The 23,660-nt window shown below is 37.9% G+C and carries 22 protein-coding genes; 5 read left to right on the forward strand and 17 right to left on the reverse strand.

Going from position 1 to position 23,660, the window contains the following annotated elements; genetic code table 11:
* Positions 1-9: 9 nt before the first annotated feature.
* Both CWD90_RS14745 and CWD90_RS14750 read right to left on the reverse strand, forming a co-directional pair.
* A complete protein-coding gene (locus tag CWD90_RS14745; protein ID WP_103476846.1) occupies positions 10-705 on the reverse strand; it encodes a hypothetical protein in 696 nt (231 codons plus the stop codon).
* 90 nt (positions 706-795) lie between these two features.
* Entirely contained in the window at positions 796-1,182 is a 387-nt protein-coding gene (locus CWD90_RS14750; protein WP_239986529.1) for a tyrosine-type recombinase/integrase, read from the reverse strand.
* 287 nt (positions 1,183-1,469) lie between these two features.
* On the opposite strand from CWD90_RS14750, the gene CWD90_RS14755 reads away from it, so the two are divergent.
* Positions 1,470-3,251, forward strand: a complete 1,782-nt coding sequence (locus tag CWD90_RS14755; RefSeq protein WP_205161253.1) for a PQQ-dependent sugar dehydrogenase — start codon at positions 1,470-1,472, stop codon at positions 3,249-3,251.
* A gap of 199 nt (positions 3,252-3,450) precedes the next feature.
* Here CWD90_RS14755 and CWD90_RS14760 read toward each other — a convergent pair whose 3' ends face one another.
* The 5 genes from CWD90_RS14760 to CWD90_RS14780 form a co-directional block, all read right to left on the reverse strand.
* Positions 3,451-4,740 (reverse strand): Gfo/Idh/MocA family protein, encoded by a 1,290-nt coding sequence (locus tag CWD90_RS14760; protein WP_103476847.1) that lies wholly within the window; start codon positions 4,738-4,740, stop codon positions 3,451-3,453.
* A 68-nt stretch (positions 4,741-4,808) separates the two neighbouring features.
* Positions 4,809-6,095, reverse strand: coding sequence for an acetylxylan esterase (locus tag CWD90_RS14765; protein WP_103476896.1), 1,287 nt, complete (start codon positions 6,093-6,095; stop codon positions 4,809-4,811).
* 197 nt (positions 6,096-6,292) lie between these two features.
* On the reverse strand, positions 6,293-8,929 hold the full coding sequence (locus CWD90_RS14770) for an MGH1-like glycoside hydrolase domain-containing protein (protein ID WP_103476848.1): 2,637 nt from the start codon (positions 8,927-8,929) through the stop codon (positions 6,293-6,295).
* A 363-nt stretch (positions 8,930-9,292) separates the two neighbouring features.
* Positions 9,293-9,511, reverse strand: coding sequence for a hypothetical protein (locus CWD90_RS14775; protein WP_103476849.1), 219 nt, complete (start codon positions 9,509-9,511; stop codon positions 9,293-9,295).
* A gap of 20 nt (positions 9,512-9,531) precedes the next feature.
* Positions 9,532-10,023, reverse strand: a complete 492-nt coding sequence (locus CWD90_RS14780) for a DinB family protein (protein ID WP_103476850.1) — start codon at positions 10,021-10,023, stop codon at positions 9,532-9,534.
* 325 nt (positions 10,024-10,348) lie between these two features.
* Between CWD90_RS14780 and CWD90_RS14785 the strand changes: the two genes are divergently transcribed.
* The gene (locus tag CWD90_RS14785; protein WP_103476897.1) at positions 10,349-11,305 is read left to right on the forward strand and encodes a helix-turn-helix transcriptional regulator; all 957 of its coding nucleotides are present in this window, start codon (positions 10,349-10,351) and stop codon (positions 11,303-11,305) included.
* Positions 11,306-11,506: 201 nt separating this feature from the next.
* Here the strand turns inward: CWD90_RS14785 and CWD90_RS14790 are convergent, their stop codons facing one another.
* The gene (locus CWD90_RS14790) at positions 11,507-12,511 is read right to left on the reverse strand and encodes an alpha/beta hydrolase family protein (RefSeq protein ID WP_103476851.1); all 1,005 of its coding nucleotides are present in this window, start codon (positions 12,509-12,511) and stop codon (positions 11,507-11,509) included.
* Between the two features lie 272 nt (positions 12,512-12,783).
* Positions 12,784-13,518 carry a glucose 1-dehydrogenase gene (locus tag CWD90_RS14795; RefSeq protein ID WP_103476852.1) on the reverse strand — a complete coding sequence of 245 codons (735 nt, stop codon included), beginning with the start codon at positions 13,516-13,518 and terminating at the stop codon, positions 12,784-12,786.
* Between the two features lie 62 nt (positions 13,519-13,580).
* On the opposite strand from CWD90_RS14795, the gene CWD90_RS23085 reads away from it, so the two are divergent.
* Positions 13,581-13,859: a hypothetical protein gene (locus CWD90_RS23085; protein WP_157941247.1), complete on the forward strand. Its 279-nt coding sequence runs from the start codon at positions 13,581-13,583 to the stop codon at positions 13,857-13,859.
* A gap of 101 nt (positions 13,860-13,960) precedes the next feature.
* On the opposite strand, the gene CWD90_RS14805 is transcribed toward CWD90_RS23085, so the two are convergent.
* On the reverse strand, positions 13,961-14,563 hold the full coding sequence (locus CWD90_RS14805; RefSeq protein WP_103476854.1) for a TetR/AcrR family transcriptional regulator: 603 nt from the start codon (positions 14,561-14,563) through the stop codon (positions 13,961-13,963).
* A 321-nt stretch (positions 14,564-14,884) separates the two neighbouring features.
* Here CWD90_RS14805 and CWD90_RS14810 point away from each other — a divergent pair, with 321 nt between their 5' ends.
* A complete protein-coding gene (locus tag CWD90_RS14810; RefSeq protein WP_103476855.1) occupies positions 14,885-16,174 on the forward strand; it encodes an FG-GAP-like repeat-containing protein in 1,290 nt (429 codons plus the stop codon).
* A 198-nt stretch (positions 16,175-16,372) separates the two neighbouring features.
* Here CWD90_RS14810 and CWD90_RS14815 read toward each other — a convergent pair whose 3' ends face one another.
* From CWD90_RS14815 to CWD90_RS14840, 6 genes are all read right to left on the reverse strand, one after another.
* Positions 16,373-16,660, reverse strand: coding sequence for a type II toxin-antitoxin system RelE/ParE family toxin (locus CWD90_RS14815; RefSeq protein WP_103476856.1), 288 nt, complete (start codon positions 16,658-16,660; stop codon positions 16,373-16,375).
* Positions 16,647-16,892 carry a ribbon-helix-helix domain-containing protein gene (locus CWD90_RS14820; protein WP_103476857.1) on the reverse strand — a complete coding sequence of 82 codons (246 nt, stop codon included), beginning with the start codon at positions 16,890-16,892 and terminating at the stop codon, positions 16,647-16,649. Before CWD90_RS14820 ends, CWD90_RS14815 begins: the two co-directional genes overlap by 14 nt.
* 224 nt (positions 16,893-17,116) lie before the next feature.
* Positions 17,117-18,601 carry a mannitol dehydrogenase family protein gene (locus tag CWD90_RS14825; protein WP_103476858.1) on the reverse strand — a complete coding sequence of 495 codons (1,485 nt, stop codon included), beginning with the start codon at positions 18,599-18,601 and terminating at the stop codon, positions 17,117-17,119.
* Between the two features lie 4 nt (positions 18,602-18,605).
* Positions 18,606-20,324, reverse strand: a complete 1,719-nt coding sequence (locus tag CWD90_RS14830; protein ID WP_103476859.1) for a purine-cytosine permease family protein — start codon at positions 20,322-20,324, stop codon at positions 18,606-18,608.
* 247 nt (positions 20,325-20,571) lie between these two features.
* Positions 20,572-21,036: an N-acetyltransferase gene (locus CWD90_RS14835; protein ID WP_103476860.1), complete on the reverse strand. Its 465-nt coding sequence runs from the start codon at positions 21,034-21,036 to the stop codon at positions 20,572-20,574.
* Between the two features lie 23 nt (positions 21,037-21,059).
* A complete protein-coding gene (locus tag CWD90_RS14840) occupies positions 21,060-21,578 on the reverse strand; it encodes a GNAT family N-acetyltransferase (RefSeq protein ID WP_103476861.1) in 519 nt (172 codons plus the stop codon).
* Positions 21,579-22,188: 610 nt separating this feature from the next.
* Between CWD90_RS14840 and CWD90_RS14850 the strand changes: the two genes are divergently transcribed.
* Positions 22,189-22,863, forward strand: coding sequence for a class I SAM-dependent methyltransferase (locus CWD90_RS14850; protein ID WP_103476863.1), 675 nt, complete (start codon positions 22,189-22,191; stop codon positions 22,861-22,863).
* Positions 22,864-22,967: 104 nt separating this feature from the next.
* Here CWD90_RS14850 and CWD90_RS14855 read toward each other — a convergent pair whose 3' ends face one another.
* The gene (locus tag CWD90_RS14855) at positions 22,968-23,615 is read right to left on the reverse strand and encodes a DUF4377 domain-containing protein (RefSeq protein WP_103476864.1); all 648 of its coding nucleotides are present in this window, start codon (positions 23,613-23,615) and stop codon (positions 22,968-22,970) included.
* Positions 23,616-23,660: the final 45 nt, after the last annotated feature.

The following is a 23,660-nucleotide window of genomic DNA, read 5'->3' on the forward strand; positions in this document are numbered from 1 at the left end:
GCTCACATTTTAATTTTTTAAAGATATCCATCCACAAGGTATTAACTTAGAGTTCGATGAGTCCCTATCATTAAGCTTATAAAAAAGGTCTTGTCCTTCTAAAAAAAGACCTGTTCGACTCTCGCCTTTATCATATTGAGATAAGTGACTGAGTAAAATAATATAGATCATACAATCTTCATTCGGATTAATTGTTCTTTGTATTTGGCTCGGTTGATAGAAGTTTTTTTGTACAAACGATTCTATACCTTCCAGTCCAAAATTATATGTCGATACTTTATCAATTGTCATTGTGTCTGGTGGTACTAATAGTTTAAAGTGAACATTTGATGACGGGACAATTACAATAGAATCAGAAGGGAATTTAATTGTTAGTTCTAATGCCGTATCCTCTTTGTTTATAATACGCGTCCAGAATACTGCATGTCCATATTTCTTTTCGTTGGGAGTATTAATAGAACCACCACCTCTTGGATAGCTGTTTTGTATGATGATGCCTTTTCCAGTAGTATCAGTGTAATTTGCTTCAGTATGAATATAGCTGTCTCTGGTAAAGCCCTGTGTCTTAATTCTACTTTCATAATTAGTTTTTCTATCTGTTGTTTTTACATCACTAATCTCTTGATCGCTTGTTGCTATGTAAATTTGCCCAAAGCAATGAAATTGTGTAGTCGTCAATATCAGAATTATTAATATTTTTTTCATTCTTTTAACTTGCGTACAACGTATAGATATATAATAACAAGTTACTATATATCTATTTTAGGATTACTAATCTAAGGGATTTTAATATTATTAAAAGTATTTGTAGCCACTTGGGTGTATATATTCTGTTGTTTTGCTGGAACCATGTCCTGGAAGTACCTGAATCTGTCTTAGGTCCACGCCTGATTCCAATAAGTGGGTGGTAAAACTATGGCGTAGATCGTGAGGGGTAACGATTTGACTTATCCTTGCCTTGTCCGCTGCGGCTTTAACTATTTGCAATACGCTTTCAGCAGTATACTTGTTTGCTTGCCGCCATTTGAACAAATATTTTTGGGGCTTCCATGCCCTAAAATAGTTACGAAGATCTTCTAGCGCGGTTTTCGAGAAAAGGGTATATCTTTCCTTATTTCCTTTAGCTCCTTGAACGCGTACCAACTTTCTCTTACTGTCTATATCCCCAATTTTAAGATTCAATAATATACTCCGTTTCAAGTCGGAGCCATAGGAGGGGAGCAACATACCGTTGTACAACCAATAGCGATTGTTCTTCGTTAGGGACCGCGGCGGCATCCCCGCAGCGAAGCAAAGGATATAGCCAAGGGCCCGCCCGACGTAGGAGGGAACGCCCAAATCATTGACCGGGCCTACTAGAAAAATGTGATTTTCAAAATCAAATAATTAATACTAAATTTAGTATCTAAGTTTAAATGATTCACGAACTAATTTAAAACATTTTTATTCCTCACTACAGACCAGAAAAAATGAAACATAAATTAGTAACAATGCAACCTCGCTTAAAAATAATTCTATGTTTTCTACTATTTGCAGGTGTTTTTGTCCAGTGCACGAAGGTTTTACCTCCGGGCGACCCAGATAATGGGGGATTGGCCCTACCTGAAGGTTTTGAAGCAGTTGTGGTGGTAGATAGTATTGGGCCTGCCCGCCATCTTGCTGTTAATAAGAACGGGGATATATATATTAAAATGCGGTTTGCTCATGAGGACGGCGAGAATATAGGTCTTCGTGATACCGATAATGATGGGAAAGCGGACGTAATAAAGCGGTTTGGTGTATTTGATCAAAAGGGTTACTATGCCACTGGAATGCGCATTTATAACGAATTTTTGTATTATAGTACGGCCAGTACCGTATATAGACAAAAACTAACAAGGGGTAAACTTATCCCGGAAGGCGAGCCGGAGGTTATGCTCACTGATGATTATAGAAATTCCGAATTTGGATATTCACATATTGCAAAGCCATTGACTTTTGATGAGGACGGCCATATGTATGTGCCATTTGGTTCGCCAGGAGATGTTTGTCAGTCTAAAGAGCATGATCGTATGCCGGGTGCATTGAGCCAAGATCCATGTCCTGAGTTAGAGTGGCACGGTGGTATTTGGCAATTTGATGCCAATAAGCCCGATCAGGTTCAAAAAGATGGTCACCGCTATGCGACTGGAATTAGAAGTGTTGTTGCGATGGACTGGAACCACCACGACAATACCTTGTATGCCCTGCAGCACGGAAGGGACAACATGAACCGTAATTGGCCCGAATACTATTCACCATGGAAAAGTGCTATGCTGCCTTCGGAAGAATTCCTTAGGATACAAGATGGTACCGATGCTGGTTGGCCTTACTATTACTATGATCATATGCAGGGTAAAAAATTACTTAATCCGGAATATGGCGGGGATGGTAAAAAGGAAGGTAAGGGAGCTGAATATGAGCAACCAATAATTGGTTTTCCAGGACATTGGGCGCCCAATGACCTTTATTTCTATCAAGGAGATCAATTCCCGGAGCATTACAAAAATGGCGCCTTTATAGCTTTTCACGGGTCAACCATTAGAGCTCCTTTTCCGCAAGCTGGTTATTTTATTGGTTTTGTGCCCTTTAAAGATGGAAAATTTGGGGAATGGGAAGTCTTTGCGGATGGTTTTACACAGGTGGATAAAATTATTGATACGGGTGACGCCGGGTATAGACCTATGGGTATTGCCATGGGGCCAGATGGTTCATTGTATTTAAGTGAAAGTGAGAACGGAAAGATTTGGCGTGTCATGTATAAGGGGGATAAAGAAAAATTTGGCGCGGGACAACTTGCGCAAATGGAAGCACATAAATCACTCCCACATATTAAAACTCCCGATGAAATAAAGGACGATCTTACTCCATTCAGGGCAGAGGCAGGAGCAGTATTATATAATAAATATTGTGGTTCATGCCATATGGGCGACGGTAAAGGTGATGGCAGCAGATTTCCGCCCATTGCCGGATCGGAATGGGTAAAAGGAGATCAGGTAAGGCTTATAGATGTTGTAATAAGCGGTTTAAGTGGACCTATAGAAGTGAATGGCAAGGCCTTTGACGGGGTGATGCCACCAGTTGATTACCTGGCAGATGAAGAAATTGCCCAGATTCTGACCTATATTCGAAAAGAGTTTGGCGATAATTCTCCTCCAGTGGGATCGTACTACGTAAAACAGGGCAGGTATTATTCGAAGAAGAAAAAAGAGGAAGAAAAAGACAATCTCTAAAGCAAAGATATCTTGTCACAAGTTACAGGTACTTAGTCTAAAAATGGATGAGCTATATTTTATCTGCCCCTATTTTTTCAGATAGTAAGTAGTGCAAGAAACTTTTTGCACTACCTACTATCTAGGTCACCATTGCTAAGTCTAATTTTTAAATAGCTGTATTATTTTTAGATAATCCCTATCTCAAATACGCTAGCTGTTATTTTACCAATTGCCATGCCTTCCGTGGCTTTCTTGACAAAAGGGCATTGGCCTCTGAATCTCCAATAAACAACTCCTTTTCCGAATCCCAATCAAGTTTTCTTCCCAATCTGTATGAAATTAATCCCAAATGCATGGGCAACGTCATTGTGCGGGCATAGGCGAGATTGGATTGGGGTTGGGTTCTCGATTTTACGGCATCCACAAAGTTTTGTTGGTGCCCTGGAGAGCGGATAATGGTTTGTGGTATTTCGGGAATATCGGTCATGGTTTCCCCGTTAATGGTAATTTCCCGGGTATTGTAATCACAAATTAGACTACCCTTGTCTCCTTCAAAATAGGCGCCGATTCCGCGCTCTGCGGCACCAGGAACATTTGGAGGTTCACTGGTCCAATGGAGTTTTAATCCGTCGAACTCATAATCGATTTCGATCCATTTAGGGGTGTCGGCGATACCTTCGGCCTTCTCCCCTCGGGCAACAATACTTTTTAGACCCTTAGGCTCCAGGGCCCAAAAAGCCACATCGGCAATATGGCACCAGAAGTCAGCAAAGAAGCCCCCTGAATAGTCCAAGAAATAGCGATACGTAAAGTGGCATTTCTCAGGAATATAATCCACATAGGGTGCTGGTCCCAGCCACATATCCCAATTCAGGCCTTTGGGGACGGCTACACTTTTTGGATTGCCTAAATTTGGTGGTGCCCCCGTTTTCCACAAACGAACCGTGTGAACATTACCAATGGCTCCTGACTTTATAATTTCAACAACACGGTGGTAATTATCGGTAGCGTGTATCTGTGTACCCATTTGGAAAATACGGTTATGCTTTTCCATATTTTGGAGCATCATTTGTCCCTCTTTAACATCATAGGACAGTGGTTTTTCACCGTACACATCTTTTCCTGCTTGAAAAGCCAAAGTTGCGATCTGTGCATGCCAATGGTCCGGGGTAGCACAGGTGATGGCATCAATATCTTTTCGGTCCAGAATACTTCTGAAATCACCATAACCTTTCACCTTTTTTCCCGGCTGAAGGGTTTCCATTGTTTTTAGGCTGCTTGCCAAATGTGATTCGTCTACATCACAAAGGGCAACCACATCCACTTCGGGCAGACCGCTGAACCATTTCATATGGCTGTTGCCCATTCCGCCTACGCCAATGTGTGCCACCCGTAAGCGATCGCTCGGGGCAATTTTGCCGTATGCTGAAGGTAATAAGGTTAGGGCCAATAGGCCTAAACCACTTTGTTTAATAAATTCTCTACGATGTTGGTCTTTTGACTTCATGTATGATTAGTTTGGTTCAATTAAATATAGGGAGGCGGAATGCCAATAACTATGGCGCCGGGTCTATCTTATTCCTTCAGCTTTGCGAATAGCCATTCTTTTTTTAATTCCTGTTGTTCAGGATACGTCCAATGTTGCGTTTTTTGAAAAAGATGTAACTCCTTAGGAGCTGTCAATACATTATAGGCGGAATAGGTAGACGCAGGTGGACATACATTGTCGTTATAACCCCAACTGTACCAACCCGGTGCTTTTACGAAACGAGCAAAATTCACAACATCATAATATTTGGAAACTTCTATTTTCTCGGGCTTGTTGGAAAATTCGTCCACGAAAATCTGTGGCCAACCCCCGGCACGCCCATGTAAAAAACCGGTCATATCTGAGAGGGCTGGGTAGAAAGCTGCCAAATAATCAATTCTATCATCCAAACTTGCAGTCACAATGGAAAGTGCACCGCCTTGGCTACCTCCGGTAACCGCAATATCTTCGCCATTAAAACCATCCACACTTTCTATAAAATCGACCGCTCTAACACAACCGAGATATACACGGCGGTAGTAGGCATTATCCCTATCATCTAGATTAAAGGTAGGGTAACCGTTCAGGGGCCCCGCGCGAAGATCATCATAAACATTTTGATCCAAATTCACGGGTATCCCGTGAATACCAATGGTGAAAGAGATAAACCCTTCTGCAGCTTCGTCAATTTCCCCATAATAAGGTCGTATGCCCGCGCCTGGCACGTGCAGAATGGCAGGATACTTACCAACTTTTTTGGGTTTGGTTAAAATGCCATAGATTTTCCCTTTTATATTGTCCAATTGCACATGGTATACATCTACCTGGTCGGTACACCGTTCGGGCATCAAGGTCATTATTGCCTTCATAGGAACTTGGTTCAATTCTTCCTTGCCTTTATTCCAAAACGCCTCAAAATCCTTCGGTAAAGTGGTCGTGGGCTGTATTTTTTCAGGTGCAAAACCTACCGTGGTATACGACGAATATTCCTTGCCATCTACTTCAACGGTTGCAGTACAACGGAGAAATCCAGGTTCGGTAAATTTTTTAGCTTTTATTTTGGTGGAATTATTTTTAAGGGTTCGAGTGCCCTCATCCCAAATTTTTAAGGTACGGTACCCAGGATCTGGTTGTACGATATACTTAATTTCGATGTCGTCTAGGAGAACATTGTTTCTGAAAACGGAAATTGAAAATTCAGCCTGTTCGCCAACAGAGTAGGTCCAGTCGGTATGGTTTGGACTAACAATGACTTCTACTAGTTCTTGGCGGGGTTGAGCAATTAAAAAGGAGTAAAAAAGGAGGAAGCATGCAAGCGAAGTAAATGTTTTCATTTTTATTCTTTCGGATTGGTTTGTGTTCAAAATTAGAGCGATACTAAGGAGCATGCCCATATTTATGTGGAAGAAATTGGTAATGATTCCCAACCACTGTAGAAAGATAATAAAAAGGTTGGGATTTAGGTTTCTAAATGCAAAAGACCTCACATTGTGAGGCCTGAATATTAATAGAAGTTTAGAAGATATCCATACTAGTCACTGGATTCTTCCATTTCCATGATCAAATTACCGATTAGTGCAGTCCACCCTGTTTGATGCGAAGCTCCGAGACCCTTACCATTATCGCCATCAAAAAATTCATAAAAGAGGTGTTGTTCCCTAAAATGCTCATCTTGTGCGAAAAGGTTGTTTTTATCATCTGCGTGATATTGAAATTTGCCTTCCGAGTTACGCTCAAATAGTTTTACCAACCTCTTGGTAAGTTCATTGGCTATTTCCTTTAAGTTTAGCTTTATACCAGATCCCGTTGGAAATTCATACTGATAGGTAGGCCCGTAAAACGTATAGTACTTGCGCAAAGATTGAATGATCATATAATTCAATGGCATCCATATAGGACCCCTCCAATTGGAGTTGCCCCCAAACATACTGGATCGACTCTCCCCAGGTTCGTAGTGAATGGTATAATCACCATTATGTTGAAATACAAATGGATGATCCTTGTGGTATTTTGATAGGGACCTGATGCCGTAGTCTGAAAGAAATTCGTCTTCATCCAAGAGTCGTTTCAGCAGCTTTTCCAACCTATAGCCTCGCATGATCGAAAAAAGATAGTTGCCATCCTTATTGGTCTCTTCTATATTGGAAATCAAAGAGGCCAGATCTGGGCGGGTCCTAATAATAGCGACTGCCCTTATTTTGAACTCCTTTAATTGTTCAAAGAGGTCCTTGTGAATGATTTCCACCGCAAATAATGGGATGATACCTACTAAGGAACGCACCTTCAATCGGCTTGTTTCACCGTTGGACATTTCAACCACGTCATAATAAAAATCATCCTCGTCATCCCAAAGTGAGATATCTTTTTTCCCTATGTGGTGCATGGCCCAGGCAATATTAAGAAAATGCCTAAAGAACTTGGCCGCGGACTCTTCATATACCTTATTGGTCTTCGCCAATTCTAACGACATGCGCAGCATATTTACGGTAAACATAGCCATCCAACTGGTGGCATCGGCCTGTTGCATCCTACTAACGCCATGGGGCATATGATTGCGATCGAACACGCCAATGTTATCGAGGCCTAAAAATCCACCTTCGAAAAGATCGGTACCGTTCTTGTCTTTTTGGTTTACCCACCAAGTAAAATTAATAAGTAGTTTTTGGAAAGCATTTTCCAGAAACTTGGTATCTCCTGTGCCGTTCCTTTGTTTATCCTTTTCATATACATTCCAAACGGCCCAAGAATGGACAGGAGGATTAACGTCGCTAAAATTCCATTCATAGGCAGGAATTTGTCCATTAGGGTGCATATAACTCTCTCTTAGAACTAGTAGTAACTGTTCTTTGGCAAAATAAGGGTCTATATCTGCAAAGGAAACCATATGAAAAGCAAGGTCCCACGCGGCATACCAAGGATATTCCCATTTATCCGGCATAGATATCACGTGCCTGTTGGTAAGGTGCTGCCAGCTAAAATTTCGAGGGCTTATTCGATCTGGCTTAGCTTCTCCGGGACCTCCAAAAAGCCATTTAAAAACGTCATAGTAATAAAACTGCTTGGTCCATAACAGCCCTGAGAAGGCACTTTTTGCAATATTCTGGTGTGCTATTGGCAAATCTTTATTTAGCTTGCCCTCATAAAATTCCTCACATTCCTTAATTCTCTCATTAAATACGGTATCAAAATCTGCCCAGGGATCTTTCAGTTTCTTTTTACTGAGACGTACCCTAATGCTCTTTTCTTCACCTGCTTTTAGACTAAATTTATGCCAGATTGCCGACTTGGATCCGGTCTTTTCTGGATTTACGGTGTGCTTTCCATTTACGACATGGTCATTTATGCCATCCTTAACATATTCCACCTCATTGGGCACATTATATATACGCTTGTTGTTGGTCTCGTTTTCACAGAAAATTTGTTCCCCACTTTCATGATAAAAATAATGCCTGCCGTTTCTAATGCTTCTGGATTGCACACAATTATCTGCAACGGACTTTATTCTAGGGCGACTAAATCGTTTGTTGTGTTTCCAAAAATTTCTGAACCAAAGGTGTGGCAATACATGGATGTTGGCCCTTTTACGACCTCTGTTTACAATCGTGATTTTCATTAGAATATCCTCTACATCGGCTTTGGCATATTCTATAAAACAATCGAAATAGGCATTTTTCTTAAAACTAGGTGTATCTAGGAGCTCATATTCCGCTTCCTCCCGGCTTCTTTTATTGTTTTTGACCAAATCCGCATACGGAAATTTTTTCTGTGGATACTTATATAAATATTTGCTGTAGGAGTGTGTAGGTGAGGATACTTGATGAAAATAGAGTTCTTTAACATCCTCACCGTGATTGCCTTGGTTGTTGGTAAGACCAAACAAACGCTCCTTTAAAATTTCATCTTTCCCATTCCAAAAAACAGGTGCTAGGCATAATATTTCCTTGGAGTCACAAAAACCTCCAATACCTTCCTCTCCCCATCTATAGGCATTACTACGGGCTTTATCATGATCTACAAAATCCCATGCGTCGCCATGTGCGCTATAATCTTCCCGTACAGTGCCCCACTGTCTTTCCGCCAAATATGGCCCCCATTTTTTCCAATTTTTATAGTTGTCAGGAACTGCCAATCTTTCTTCTTCAGCAATTTTCGGGGTCAAATATGCCATTCAGATAATATTATGTTGTATTGAAATTGTTTAAACGGTTGCTTACAAAAGAGATTGGTTCTTTACAGTTCAATACGGTACAGAAGTTGATCTTTTTTTGGCTAATTAAGCGCAAAAATAAACCTTATTTGACGAGTGAGCCACTAAAATGCTTAATATTACTTAATTAGCATTACGGCTGTTAATTTTTTATTAACCTATAAAAAAATAGAATTTAAATTGTTAAAACAATATTTACTAACACGGGAAATGGCAACCCCAAGAGTATTATTTTATTAATCTCCAACCAAGTGCACTATGTTGGTAAATAGTTTAACAAGCCATCCATTTTAAGCTTGAATAAAATCGGAAAATGTTATTTTTCTATTCCAATTCTTCACAATAAAACCCATGATGTTTTAATATTCGTATTACCGAGTCTACCTGGACCACCTGGGTTTCGACCCGAAGGATGTTGTCGCAATCCTCCAGGTCAAAATTCCAATAGTCATTATTGGTAATTAATCTATTTAAAACAGGTTTTAAGGTCCTTACGTCCCGTTTTTTAGTTACAGACGTTTTAAATACCAATATTGTTTTCATAATTTTCCTATAATCCAATTTTAATTACGATCATAAAATGCAGGTGGCTCTATACCCAAGGCGCGAAGATAGACATAGCCCTGCCCGCGATGGTGGATTTCATTATCGATAAAATAAAATACGGAAGACCAAACGGTACCTTCATATTGGCCGAAGAGCTTTATGGTTTGCTGAAATTGTTCTTCCTTAATTTGCGACCAATAACTGTTGATCTCTCCAGTGGCACTATCCCAAAGTTCAAGTACTTTAGCTTTTTGGTTAGCATGTTCCATGTGTTCGTTTAGAGGAGCACTGATCCCCGTAGCAATTTCCTTTAACCCGGGTGCTGCAATTCCCAAAAGTTCCATCACCATTTCGGAAAACGGGCGCATGCCACCAATGGTATGATTAAAAAAGGCTTCTTCTGGGAAAGCATCAATTACCTTCCTGGTTAAAACCCTATGACCTTGCCAATGCTTCAATAATTCTTGGGTTGAGATTACTTGGGACGACTTGTTTAAAATAGTTTCCATGATTGTACATTTTTTAAGTGATTAATAATTCTGGACCAAAATTAATCGCAGCTAGTGACAGCCCTATGTCAGTAGAAAAAAAATGCAATTAAATTATAATTCAAGTTACTGATATTGAGATAATTAAATGTGTAAAAATATTATTTTTGTTACTGTTGACAATGGGTTGTCACTAACAGGGCTTTAATTTGTGCACTTATTTCATTGGCATAGGTAATTGAATGTCTTTTGTTGTAAATGATGAACCATTATGTATAAATCGAAGGGAAAATTTGGATTATACTTTTATATGAAATCCTATCTTTGGGAGATATGTTATGCAATTATGGGTACAGATACCGTTAACAGATTTGATCGTATTGTAGCCATCTTGGTACAATTACAATCGAAACGAATTGTAAAGGCACAGGAATTGGCGGACCGATTCCAGGTTAGCCTTCGTACTATTTATCGTGATATAAGAACATTGGAGGCTTCTGGTGTGCCCATAATCAGTGAGGCTGGTATTGGGTATTCCATTATGGAAGGGTATCGTTTGCCACCAATTATGTTTACCCGTGAAGAAGCGGGAAGCTTTGTTGCTGCTGAAAAATTGATGCAAAAGTTTGTAGACAAATCACTTGGCAATTATCACCAGTCAGCCATGTTTAAGGTAAAGTCGGTTTTGAGAGGCAGGGAGAAAGATTGGATTTCTGCATTGGAATCACAAATAGCGGTAGACCCTTCACAGCAATTGTTCAATGAGAATATACCCAATGCCCTCGAAATTCTTTTTGAAAGTATTGCAGAAAAAAAACAGGTTTTCTTAAAGTACCACTCAATGCAGAGTGAGAATCCTTCTGAAAGACATATAGAAGCTGTTGGCCTATTTCATGAAAATAACTTTTGGTATGTATTGGGGTATTGCCATTACAGAAATGATTACCGGCAATTTAGAACGGACAGAATGTTGGGTATTAAAAGAACTTCACTTTCCTTTAGCCGTGAACATGGTAGTTTGGACGACCATCTAACTAAAGAGGTTAATAGAAAAAAAGTTCAGGTTAAAATATTGGTTGATAAAAGTGTCGCCAGGTATATCAATAGTAGTAAAAAACATTATGGCTTTGTTTCGGAGAAAATAAAGGAGAGCAAGGTGGAGATGACATTTATGTCGCCAGATTTGGAACATGGCTTTGCAAGATGGTATCTTATGTTTGGGGATTATGCCGAAATATTGGAGCCTGAAAGTTTAAAACTTAGGATAAAGTCGATTCTGGAAATAGCTATTTCCAAGCTTTAGTAATTAGTGATACACCCCTGAAAATTTAAAATAGGATACTCTCGGTACTAATGACTACTTGTTATTAGGTAATAATATTCAGTCATTTTTTTGGGATTATTTTATTCAGATTTCCTCCATCTGAGGTAGGGGACCTACTTGTTGTGAGGATGGGCTATTCATTTTCAGCAATATCAACACTTGGTTATTGGCTGTATATTGTTAATCTTCAAGTAATTCATTTAATGCAAATTCGGTCAACATTTCGTGATTGCCTTCAAAAATAGTCAGACTTATATTTTCAAATTCCTTTCTTAAAAAAATTTTCCTATTAGCTATATTTCCAAATTCACCTAGTGCTTCCCGTTTTTCAAGCAACTTCAACTTCTCAGAAGGCGATACATATTGTAAAGTATCGGACACTGACATATCGGTCAATAACTTATTATAGAAATTGATTGAATGGGTAATCGGAACACTTCCTTGTATTCCGTCATATACTCCCGCATAAATAGCTAGTTCGGAACTTTTTAATTTTTCTGCTGGTGTGTTCCAATAAATAGGTGATTTCTGTTTCGCACTTTCAATATAAAGTACATCTCCAGAACCAGTGCAATCAAGAATATTCCTTGCATAATTATTGCCCCTTATTAAACTTTCCTTGTACCAGGCAGTTAAATCACTTATTGATGCCCAAGCGGAAAATTTTCTAATAGTATGTTTAGATTTCATAAAGGTGCTCAGGGTCGCATAGCCACCGCCACTAACACCTACAACATATATTCTAGAGGTGTCAACGTTGGAATTTTCAATGGCATAAGTTATGGCATCATCAATGTCCGATAGTGCTAATTCACTGACACAGGCATTTATTGTTAGGTTTGCTCCTCGAAAATCTGGATGGATATAATTCAGATCTTTTTGTTTGCACATTTCTGCTAAATCGTCATTTTGGTTGTAATAACCACTCCAAGTATGTAGGCTTACAATTAAAGGTTTGGGCGTGTCGGATGTTGATTTAAAGAAATAGGATTTTTGAAAACTATTATCCTTAGAGGATTTGATTTCAACAATTTTAAAATCTTTGCTCCATCCTATCTCTCTGGTGTCGTCAAACTTTAAATAGGCTTCTTCATAGGGTTTTTTAATAAAGGACCACGTCGATTCATTTTTACTTAGAAATATACCTAAACCTATCCCAATTAATAAAATCAAGATAAAAGTCATCAATTTAAAAAGCCTATTTTTCAAAGTTTGTCTTTTATAATTACCCTAAGGTTTAGGCGTTGATTTGCTTTATGGGATTTAATTTTAATAAAATCTAGCAGAGAATCGGGGCCGGATAAATGTACAAAAACTTTTGAATAGAAGTAGGCAAGCCAAACAATACTAAGGATGGTGATTTTTATATCAATGGATGCTTAAGAATTATTTTTTATGTGGTGAATATATTGGAACGGACTAAAATTTTAGGTGTAATATCCAGTTAGCTATTTGGATTACACCAAAGCACCATTGGCACCTATCACTTGACCTGAAATCCATTTGGAATCATCACTTGCCAAAAATAGAACTACCCGGGCAATATCAATGGGTTTTGCCAATCTGTTGAAAGCATTCATGGCACTTAGCCGATCTATAGTTTCTTGCGATTTTCCCTTTAAAAACAATTCTGTTTCCGTAGCTCCAGGAGCAAGGGCATTTACTGAAATTCCTCTGCCAATTTCTTTGGAGAATACACGGGTCATTTGCTCAACAGCTGCCTTGGAGGCAGAATATAATGCATAGGTTGGAAACATTAATTTAACTGTACTTGATGAAAAGTTTATAATATTTCCATTGTCGGCTAATTTGCTGTCCGCTTCCTGTAAGGTGTTAAATATCCCTCTTACATTAATATCAAATTGTCGGCTAAAATCTTCTTGTGTATTATCTTTTAATTTTTTGGAAATCATGATACCCGCATTATTGACCAATACATCTACCTTACCAAAGGTCTCAATAGTTTTATCGAACAAAAGACTTACATCTTCCCTTTTACTAACATCAGCTTTTATAGCCAAAGCTTGCCCTCCGTTATTAATTATATTCTCTACCGTTGCTTGGGCTTCAGCTTCACTGTTTGAGTGATTGACTATTACCTTGGCACCATTTTCGGCTAAAAGTAACGCGACTTCTTTTCCAATACCTCTCGAAGCTCCGGTTACGATAATGACTTTATTTTCTAATTTCATAAGATTAATTTTAAGGGAATTATTTTAGGGTTTTTAATTTGTATAGGGATAACAATGCTAAAATGAAGGAAATAATTACTAAAACTATCAGCGGTTCCGGTCTTGCGAAAAATTCCAACCCCAGTGCGGTTATCATGGTTAGTAGTAAAAATGTGAAGGCTAATTTTCCAATGACTTTATTGTTGTTAGAAGAAAAAATAGCTAGTAGAGGGGCTAATCCTAATTCTGAAACTCCAGTAACTATGTGGAAAAAACCAGCATCTAAACCAATTGCATTTTCAAATTGTTTAAAACCGGCAATACTTTGTGGTTTTCCCATTAATATGGGAATGGCAAAATAGGTCATTATAATAGTGGGAACAATATTGATTATTTGCATTCGATTTTTATATTATAAAATTAATAACATCCTATACGGTATGTTTTATGGGCAAAAAAAAAATTAAGCTTCCAATTGTTTTAAGTAGACGGAGAGTCCTATAATATATTCATCAAGGATCAAATCGTTATCGTATAGTTTTCTAATACCACGAATACCTTCAAAGGCACTTATTAGGTAAACTGCTACGGCCTGACTGGAAATATTACTATTGATGGACTTTTCATCTTGACCTCTTTCAATCAATGTTGCTAAGGCCGATTTCCAATTTTCTATTATATTCTTTAAAGCGGTTTGATAGGCAGTTTCAAAGTCGCCAATTTCATTAATAAAATTATTCATCGGGCAACCGTGTTGCTTGTCATAAACTGGAAAGGATTTGATACGCTCTAAAAAAGTCGTTTCCAGTATTTTTAAGGCATCTCCAGTTTCATATAAGGGCAAAATCATACTGTCATAAACCCTTTTTTGCAATTTCAGGGCAATAACCTCCAGGCCTAACTCTTTTTTGTTTTTATAATGATGATAAAATGCGCCCTTTGTAAGATTGGTGGCATTCATTATTCTATCGATGCTGGTCGTTTTAAAACCATTTTCATAAAACAAGTTGAAGGCTTTATCAATGATTATTTGCTTGGTAAGTTCAGACTTTAACTCCTGTTGCATTTTACAAATGTAACAAAAAAAATACTAGTTAGAATGTTTTGATAATTCTTACTCAGCAGGCACAGCCAACTGCACCTTAAATTTTCGGTTTAACCAAGCCTATTAGTTATAAATGGCTTCATTTTCTTTTCTATTTAGAAGTGTAGGACATACGAATTGAACAATCATTATAAGTGCCTGGAAACTATAAGTTTAAACACTTACTAGGGCGTAAGAGTTGTACATTATTAACTTTAGTTTAGCCCATTAAAATTTTGTAAATGAAAATTTCAATTAAACTTTTCTGATAAACTCTGGTCAAAGTAGCAAATTATCATAAATATGAGAATAGTAGTATTTCTTTCAATTGCACTAACTTTTATTAGTTGCAGTAAAGAAGATAATCCAAAGGAAATTACTTCAACACCAACATCAACATTGGCTTATGAACCAGAAGGTTTGGTTACGATTAAAACTGGATCAGGTGGCTTCACAGCCAATTTGGAAAGTGGAGATCGATTTGGTAGGGACCATGATAAAATAGGTGATGTAAATGGAGATGGCGTGGTAGATTTTGTTGTAGGAGCCCGATCCGATGATGATGGAGCTACAGATGCAGGTGCGGTTTATATATTATTTATGAATAGCGATGGGACCGTACAATCAAATCAAAAAATATCGATGTTGGAAGGTGGATTTACAGACACTTTGAATGCGAGAAACTTTTTTGGATATGGTGTAGCGGGAATTGGAGATTATGATTCGGATGGTATTCCGGACATTGCTGTAGCTTCACCGGTACCTCCCAATAACGCTTTGTATATTATTCATTTAAATACTGATGGAACGGTAAAAGATTTCGTCAAGAATGGAAATATTATTGCAAATGGACTATCGGCTATTGGGGATATAAATGGAGATGGAAGGATTGACCTAGTCGCATGTGTTCCTGGGTCTGACGATGGGGGTAACAACCGTGGAGCGATAGATATCCTATTTTTAAATAGCGAATCTGAAGTAATATATGCAGATAAGGTGACCATTAGTTCAACTCAAGGTGGTTTTGGATCTGGACTTGAAGATGGTGACCAATTTGGGGGTAGGGAAGTGGCAATGCTTGGTGACCTGGATAATGATGGAAATAAAGAATTGGCTGTAGGTGCTTTTATGTCCGATGGAGGGAAAGGCGCAATATGGATTCTTTCTTTGGATAACTCAACATACAATGTGGTATCTAAGCTAAAACTGGCAGAGAACATGAATGGTTTTGAAGATGAGTTGGTTGAGGATATAAATCCGAACGGAACTTTGGGGGCAAATTTTGGCCATGCCATGTGTGCAGCTGGGGATATTGATGGCGATGGAATAGCTGATTTGGTTACTGGCGCAAATCAACAATATGAAGGTTGGGGTTATGTACTTTACCTAAATGCGGATAAGACCATTAAATCTTACGACAGGATCAATAATGGTGAGGGTGGTTTTAATTTGAATTTAGAGTCCGAGGAACGTTTTTCCCGCTCTATTTCCTTTGCGGGCGATTTAAAGGGAGATGGTTCTATTGCTATAAATTTTGGTGGGGGAGCTGGGGGAACAGGCACTTTGTACACTCTGTTTTTCGGTATTCAATAAGCAATTTCAAACACTATTTAGGCGCAATATTTCTACTTCTAAAGAAAACGATCAAAGTATGAAACGGTGCCTTGGAAAAAGAAGCCGTAATTTTCGACTTGGTCAAGAGTCTAAGGTATTTGTGGATGTTATGAAAAGTGGTAAAAGAAAGTGGTGTATAACCGCCCTTTCTGGTAACAGTGTTTTTGAATTGGAAAGTTACATGATTTTGTTCAAATCTTGTTTTCCAATGATGGTCATTATTTCAATAATATCACCATTTATTCTGTAATAAATGCTGTCGGACCCGCAGACACAACGTCTATACCCCTTTTTTATAAAATCGACCGATTCAAATGAGAACGGGCGCTGAACAATAATCTCAAAATATTCAAAAAACGAATCAAAGTATTTATCAGCTTGTTCAATTCCAAATTTGTTAACTCCGTAATGATGAATTCTAATTAAGTCTACTTTAGCTACAGTACTTAATTTATAATTTGGCATTGAGCGAAGACTTTGACTGTTTTAATATTTCTTCTTTATTATCATTGGTAAATCCACTATTTTCTGCTTGTTCTAATTTAGCCCTTATCCAATCAATTTGTATATGCTGTTTTCTCGCCTGCCGTATCAAATCATTGACTAGCTCACTTTTACTTGAGTATTCTTTATTGTCTACCTGAGTTTTTAACCACTCATCATTGGGTTCCGTGAATGAAATACTTTGTCTTGCCATAACTTTTTATTACAATATGATGTAAATTTACACCAAATACGCATCATTTGCAAACATGATTTAAATCATCGAATTTTAGGTGTAATAGATAATGATTTGACGATTAGGTATTTAATATGATAAAACACCACATTTTAAGGTTACGGATAACCTAATTATCATATTCATTTTATCAATAAAAAGAGTTTAGAATTTAGGCAAATTTTTCATATAAAATCTGACCTTTAAAGCATATCCTGCATATACTTTTTGATATTGGCATCCTTATATATTTTCTGGACCATAACAGTGTATAACTCCGTAAAGCGTTCATTTTTGGCAAGATTACCAAAAAGGGATTGCTGTTTAATAAACGCCAGTGGGTCCGAACCGGTTTTTGCTGCTGCCTGGTGAAGCTCGTTACTCATGGCATCGATAATCTCCAGTGGGTGCCCATTTTTATCCGATTGTTTATCGCTGTAGTAGCACCAAGCTGCAATAACCAAGGTAGCATATTTAATGCTTTCTCCTGCAGCTAAATTTTCCTCAAGGGTCGCTATTAAAAATTTCGGCAGTTTGGCAGAACTCTCCGAACAAATGCGGCTTACACTGTCCTTTATGTTGGGATTGGCAAACCGTGCCTCCAAACTGTCTTTGTAATCCTTTAGATCAATCCCCTTAACTTCATCCAAGACCGGGGTTGCTTCCTTGTCCATAAACGTTCTCAAATAAGTAACAAAGGTTTTGTCTTCCATACAGGCATTAATGGTTTTGTGCCCATGTAATGCTCCCAATAGTCCAAGAACAGAATGCCCTGCATTTAATAAACGGAGTTTCATTTTTTCATAGGGCTTCACATCGGGAACAAATTGCACACCGACCTTTTCCAATTCAGGTCGCCCATTGGAAAAATTATCTTCAATGACCCATTGAATAAATGGCTCACAGGTTACCGGCCACTCATCCTTTATTCCATATGTTTTTGCAAGGTAATCTATATCCGATTGGGTAGTTACCGGCGTTATACGGTCTACCATACTATTCGGGAAGCACACCTCTTGTTCTATCCAATTCGCCAATATTGCCTCCTGTCTCTTGGCAAATGATAATAACATTTTACGCGCTATGTCGCCGTTGTGCTGAATGTTATCGCAGGACATTATTGTGAATGCCTTTAAGTTGGCATCACGACGCTTTTTTAGTGCGGCAGTTAAATACCCATATACCGTTTTTGGGTTATCTGGATATTTTAAATCATGTTGTATATCGGGATTTTCAAAATCGAATTCAGCTGTGGAAGGATTAAAATTATAACCTCCTTCGGTAATGGTGAGTGATACAATTTTGGTAGTAGGATCGGCCATGCGCGCTATGACGGCCTTAGGGTTATCGACCCCTAGCAAGAAATCGCATATTGAACCAATTATACTTGGTTCTATTTTTCCATCAGGATGCTTAACTATAAGGGTATAAAGGCCATCCTGCTTTTTAAGAACGTCGTGTATTTTTCTATCCCCTTCCCGCAAACCTACACCACAGATACCCCATTCAGGAGCATTGTATTTTTCCATAAGTTCATGGGTGTAAAAAGCCTGATGCGAACGGTGAAAGCCACCTACACCAATATGTACCATTCCTGATTTTAGATTGCTTCTATCGTAATCCAAATTGGTAATACGGTCTGTAATTTGAGTTAAATTCTTTTGATTGAGTATAATAGTAGTATCCATTATGTTAGTTTTTTTGCCTTTGTTTTAACCGCTGAAACGCCCAATAGGCCGTAACAAAATAAAGTATGGTACAAATGAATGCGTATTGATAAAATTGTGCGCGATTTTCCACATAAATAGCCTCATCAGAACTACCAAAAAGAACAATACAAGCTAGTGTTAAGGTAATAATAAGGGCAATTATAGAAACGATTTTTAAAATTCTGGAAAAAATGGAAGTATCTTTTATATGCTCCTTTTCCAATTTTCCTTTTTGCTGTTGGAATTGTGCGATGTTTTCATTGCGAATTTTTTCCTGCTTTTCGGCTTCCGGATATCCTTTCTTGGCACCATAGCGGGCAGCTAAGAAGGTGTAAACTAAAATAGTGAATACCCAAGTAGGGATAAATAAATAAAAGAAAGACATCACGTTAAGGGCGTTCAACCCAAAACCGAACACCAATCCCAATGCCCATGAGGCGACAGCCGGGGTGCTAAAAGTTAATTGGCGATAGTAAGACCAATATCTAGTATATCCTATACGGGGAAAGATTTGATGTTCAGCGAATACAATGGCCCCTACTGGAACTACCAATAGTCCCGCGTAAGTTAATAACGGAAGTATTTGCGAAAACACAAAAGGGAAGCATGCTATCGCGATAGTTAACAAACCGACCACTATGGTGGTTTTCTTTCGAGAGTGGTTGTAGAAAATAGCTTGCGCTGCCAATCCTGCCCTATAAAGGTTAGTAATGGCGGTGGTCCAACCAGCCACTATGACAATAACGAACCCGGACCAACCCAAGGCATAGTAGGCGACATCTCCAGGATCAAGTTCCACTATAGATTTCCCTAAAATAACCGCTGCCCCTGCTCCCATAATACCGGCGGCGATCCAGGCAACATAATGCCCGAACATCATTCCTGTACTCGTGGCCAGCCCATAAATTTTCTTTTTTGCGAAACGCAAAAGGGCCATATCAATTAAACCAAAATGGGTAATGGTATTGGCGGCCCAGGCAAAACCTATCACCTCGATCAACCCAATACCCGGCTCTCCGTTACTATCTATTCCCGTCCAGATCGATTGATTGCCCAATGAAATAAAATCATCCCACCCTGTTGGTAAAGTTTTAGCTAGGACATCAAGGGATAATGCGGGCAAAAGTACCATAGCCCCACTAGTGAACATCACGAATAGCCATGGAGCACAAATTCCTGAAAATTCTGAAACTGCATTAAATCCATACAGTGCAATGGATACTACTACTATGCCAACTCCGAATACAATTAAAATAAACCAGAGATTGGTGGGGTACCAATTGAGTTGTGCAGGGATATCAAAGGCAAAACGAACCGCTGTTGCCGATACCGTGATCATGGCGGCCGATATGACTGAAAAGATAATCACATTCGCCCAATTGTAAAGCTTGGTCATGGAATCTCCAGCAATCTTATTGAGATAAGTATAGAGACTCAATCGCGTATCTACTGCAATGGGGGAAGTAATGAAAGTCCAACTAAGAACGGCCAAAATATTTCCAATCAGTAGGCCCAATAAAATGTCCATTGTTTTGGCGCCAAGTGCAACAAATGTGGCCCCGATTACAAATTCCGTCGCTGCCACATGCTCTGCAGCATATAGTCCCGCGAAATGGGTCCAATCATGTAATTTATGTTTGGCGACGGGCAGTTGTTCCTCTTCTAGGTTTTCAAATTGTTTAAAATCTTTGGTCGTTTCCATATTTTATGTTGGTGTTGAAAATTGGATTCTTGAATATTCCCAAGAGTAACATTTCAGGGATTATTTAACATATTTTGATCTAATGCACTATAATGTGCTAAATCAATAATTTTAATCTAGTACATCCGACCTGTTACACTTTTGGTTGGGATAAGATTTTGAATTTCATAATCGAGCCTGTTAAAAATAGGGATTTTTATCAATTATAGAAAGGGTGGAATGGAGTTATAACTCATAATTTACGCCGTTATTTTTTCCAATAGATTTGTACGGCAGAGATTAGGTCGAGTTCCAGTCGCTTCTTCATCAGTACCTCGAACCCGTTTCTAATATAGAAACTCAAAGGTGATTTATAGATTTCTCCATTTTGTTTTTTGTCATTGTTGTGGTCAATTACCCAGCCATACAATTCCAATTCTTTTTCTTTAGCAATATTTAAAATTTGAGTTCCAAATCCCAATCCGTGTACTTTTGAATCCAATATTATTGCAAACCATCTTTTGTTCTCTCGTATAAAATCGAAATACCAACCTTTAATATCCTTGTTGTTATCTGACATCAAAATGTGAGATTGTTCAGTTAAAGTACCTAAATAGTTTTCAAAATCTGTCAGTGATTTATAATTGAGTTTTTCAGGATATTCGTTGTTCCATAGGTCAAGAATTTTCCTTTTCTCAGATATTGATAATACGGCCGACTTTATGAATTCCACTTCATTGGTGTTTTTAGTCCGTTTTACTGTTCAATTTTATATAAAAGAAGTTCCTCATTTTCATTTGGGAGTATTGTTGTTCCGGTTAATTTTAGACCAAGTTTTTCCAAAAGCTTTTGGGAGGGAATATTGTTTTTAGATGTGATAGCACTTATGGCTTTAATTCCAAAGGTATTGAAGGCCACATTTTTTATTTTGTTGGAAGCTTCAAAAGCAAACCCCTTACCTTCATATTCGGGCAAAAAGGCAAAGCCAATATCAATTCCTTCCAACCCTTCTCTATCATATAGTCCACATGCTCCAATTTTTGCCTTGTCCATTTTTCTGATAATAGTATAACTGGAGTACCCAAGTCTTTCAAGTTGCGGTTGCATTTTGTTTTCTATATAATCTTTTGCCATTTCCACAGATTTGATATTTCTGTTTCCTATATTTTCTACCCATTTGGGCGTATTCATTAATTTAAAAATAAATTCGGCATCTTCTTCTGAAGTTGGTTTAAGGATTAACCTTTCGGTTTCAAATAGTTTATATTGACTCATCTTGTTTAAATTTTATCAAATTGCCCCTATGGTTTTGTCTATAATCAATTGCGGACAATTCCAAGGGTCAATGTGCGCAAGACACGAATAATAATACATAAGGTTCGTTAATATTTATTATCTTAAAATAGTTCGTTCAATTGCTGTATAAACATTTTTGACTTTTTTACTTGCGATTTAATTTTGAGTAAAAATTGGTTTTCAGAACCGATCGGCCATTTTGCCCCAGTAACCTAGACCGTAATTAGTACCGCCATCACAATTGCAATTAAGGGCCATAACCTTTGTTTCTAAATAAAGGTACAAACCTAGCAAAAGCTTTTTGCCTGCCCGTACCGAAAAGGTACCTGCCCAACTTTGTGATTCAGCCGGGCGTTCGGGCGGGTTTTGATTTGTATTTTTGTGGCCACAACAAAATTTTAAATATTTTGGACGTAATAAATATAGGCAAACCAGAGCATTAAAAACCATGCAACAGATTACAGATATATGTTGTTAAATAGATTTTTATAGAATGAGTTGTCAGTTTTGTGATATGTACGCTTGTTGTATTATCTCATAAGAGCATATGAATAGGCCCTTATAGTTCGTATGGGCCAATAGCTTGTTTATGAAGAAGAAAGAAGATGAATCTAAGAGAATAAAGGCAGCTTGGCCGACCAAAGAGGCGATGGAACAGGTTTATGCAATGAAACTTTGGGGTGATAACAAATCTGATTTTTATTCAGGGGTAGGGTCGCATCATCCTGAGATAGTAAACCCATACTTAGCAGTTTTGAAATCATTTTTATCATCCTTTAAGAATCCACTTGTGGTGTGTGACCTTGGCTGTGGCGATTTTAATGTAGGCAGGGAATTGGTAAAGTTTACAGAAAAATATATTGCAGTAGATATAGTTACAAATCTAATAGCCCGTAATAAAATAAAATTCAATGAAGACAATTTGGAATTCCATTGTTTGGATATCGCAGTAGATGACCTGCCTTCTGGGGACTGTGCTATTTTAAGACAGGTATTGCAGCATTTATCCAATGTTGAAATACAAAGAATAGTAAGTAAGTTGACAGATTATAAATATGTTATTTTAACGGAACATTTACCAGAAGGGGATTTTATACCCAACAAAGAGATTATTTCTGGACAAGGAATTAGGCTAAAAAAGCAAAGTGGTTTAAATCTATTGGCGCCACCCTTTAATTTTAAGGTTAAAGAAGAAAAACAATTATCGGCTGTTACTTTAAATGGTAGTAAAGGAATTATTGTAACTACGCTGTTTAAAATTTAAACTTCAACTATTGGGATAAACTGTTCTGCTTTAAAATGTGTTACGAACCTTGAATATATTACTGTCCCAGTAAATTCTATACGGTGTGTTGAACGCTTTTACTTTTAGTCTTTAAGGGTTTTTGATTTGATATTCAGTAATATATATTTAACTGAGAATGGTTCAGCCTTGGTAATTTTATTTACGCTTAATACATACTCATACCCTTCTTCAAAAACAAATCCTTCTATCTCAGTGAGAACCATCCAATTATCGGAGTCAGTCTTTTTGGAATGTAAAGCAGTATAAATCTTGGGTGAGGATTCATTTTCTTCGAATTCACTTGGAAATTTAGGTGTAAACTTAACCGATTTGGATGATACAAAAAGGTCAATGATTTCTTCGCTATCTTCGGTAATAATTTTCTCCTTGGAAAGAAGTTCTATATAAACATACTTAACCGAAGAAACATCTTGGGGAGGCTCATGCATCCAAACTTTTTTAACCTTTAAAGTATATTTAAATCCCCTTTCATACTCAAAATCAAAATCTTCAACAATTATATCAACCAACAAGCGCTTTTGGCTGTCATCGGTATCCGAAAAAATCAAAGGTTGAGTCCAAATATCACTCATAACACTTGCCCCATACCCAGTCTCTGGATATATTATCATTTCAACTATTCTTTCTTTGTCCTTTTCTTCATCTTTAAGACAACTGTTAAGAAATAAGCTTAAAACAATGAATGTTAAGAGTAATTGAATTTTTTTCATTTCTTTGAGATTTAGGGTTTTTCAATACTAAATCATAGATGTTAA

This window comes from Arenibacter catalasegens (genome assembly GCF_002909235.1).
Classification (GTDB): Bacteria; Bacteroidota; Bacteroidia; order Flavobacteriales; family Flavobacteriaceae; genus Arenibacter; species Arenibacter catalasegens.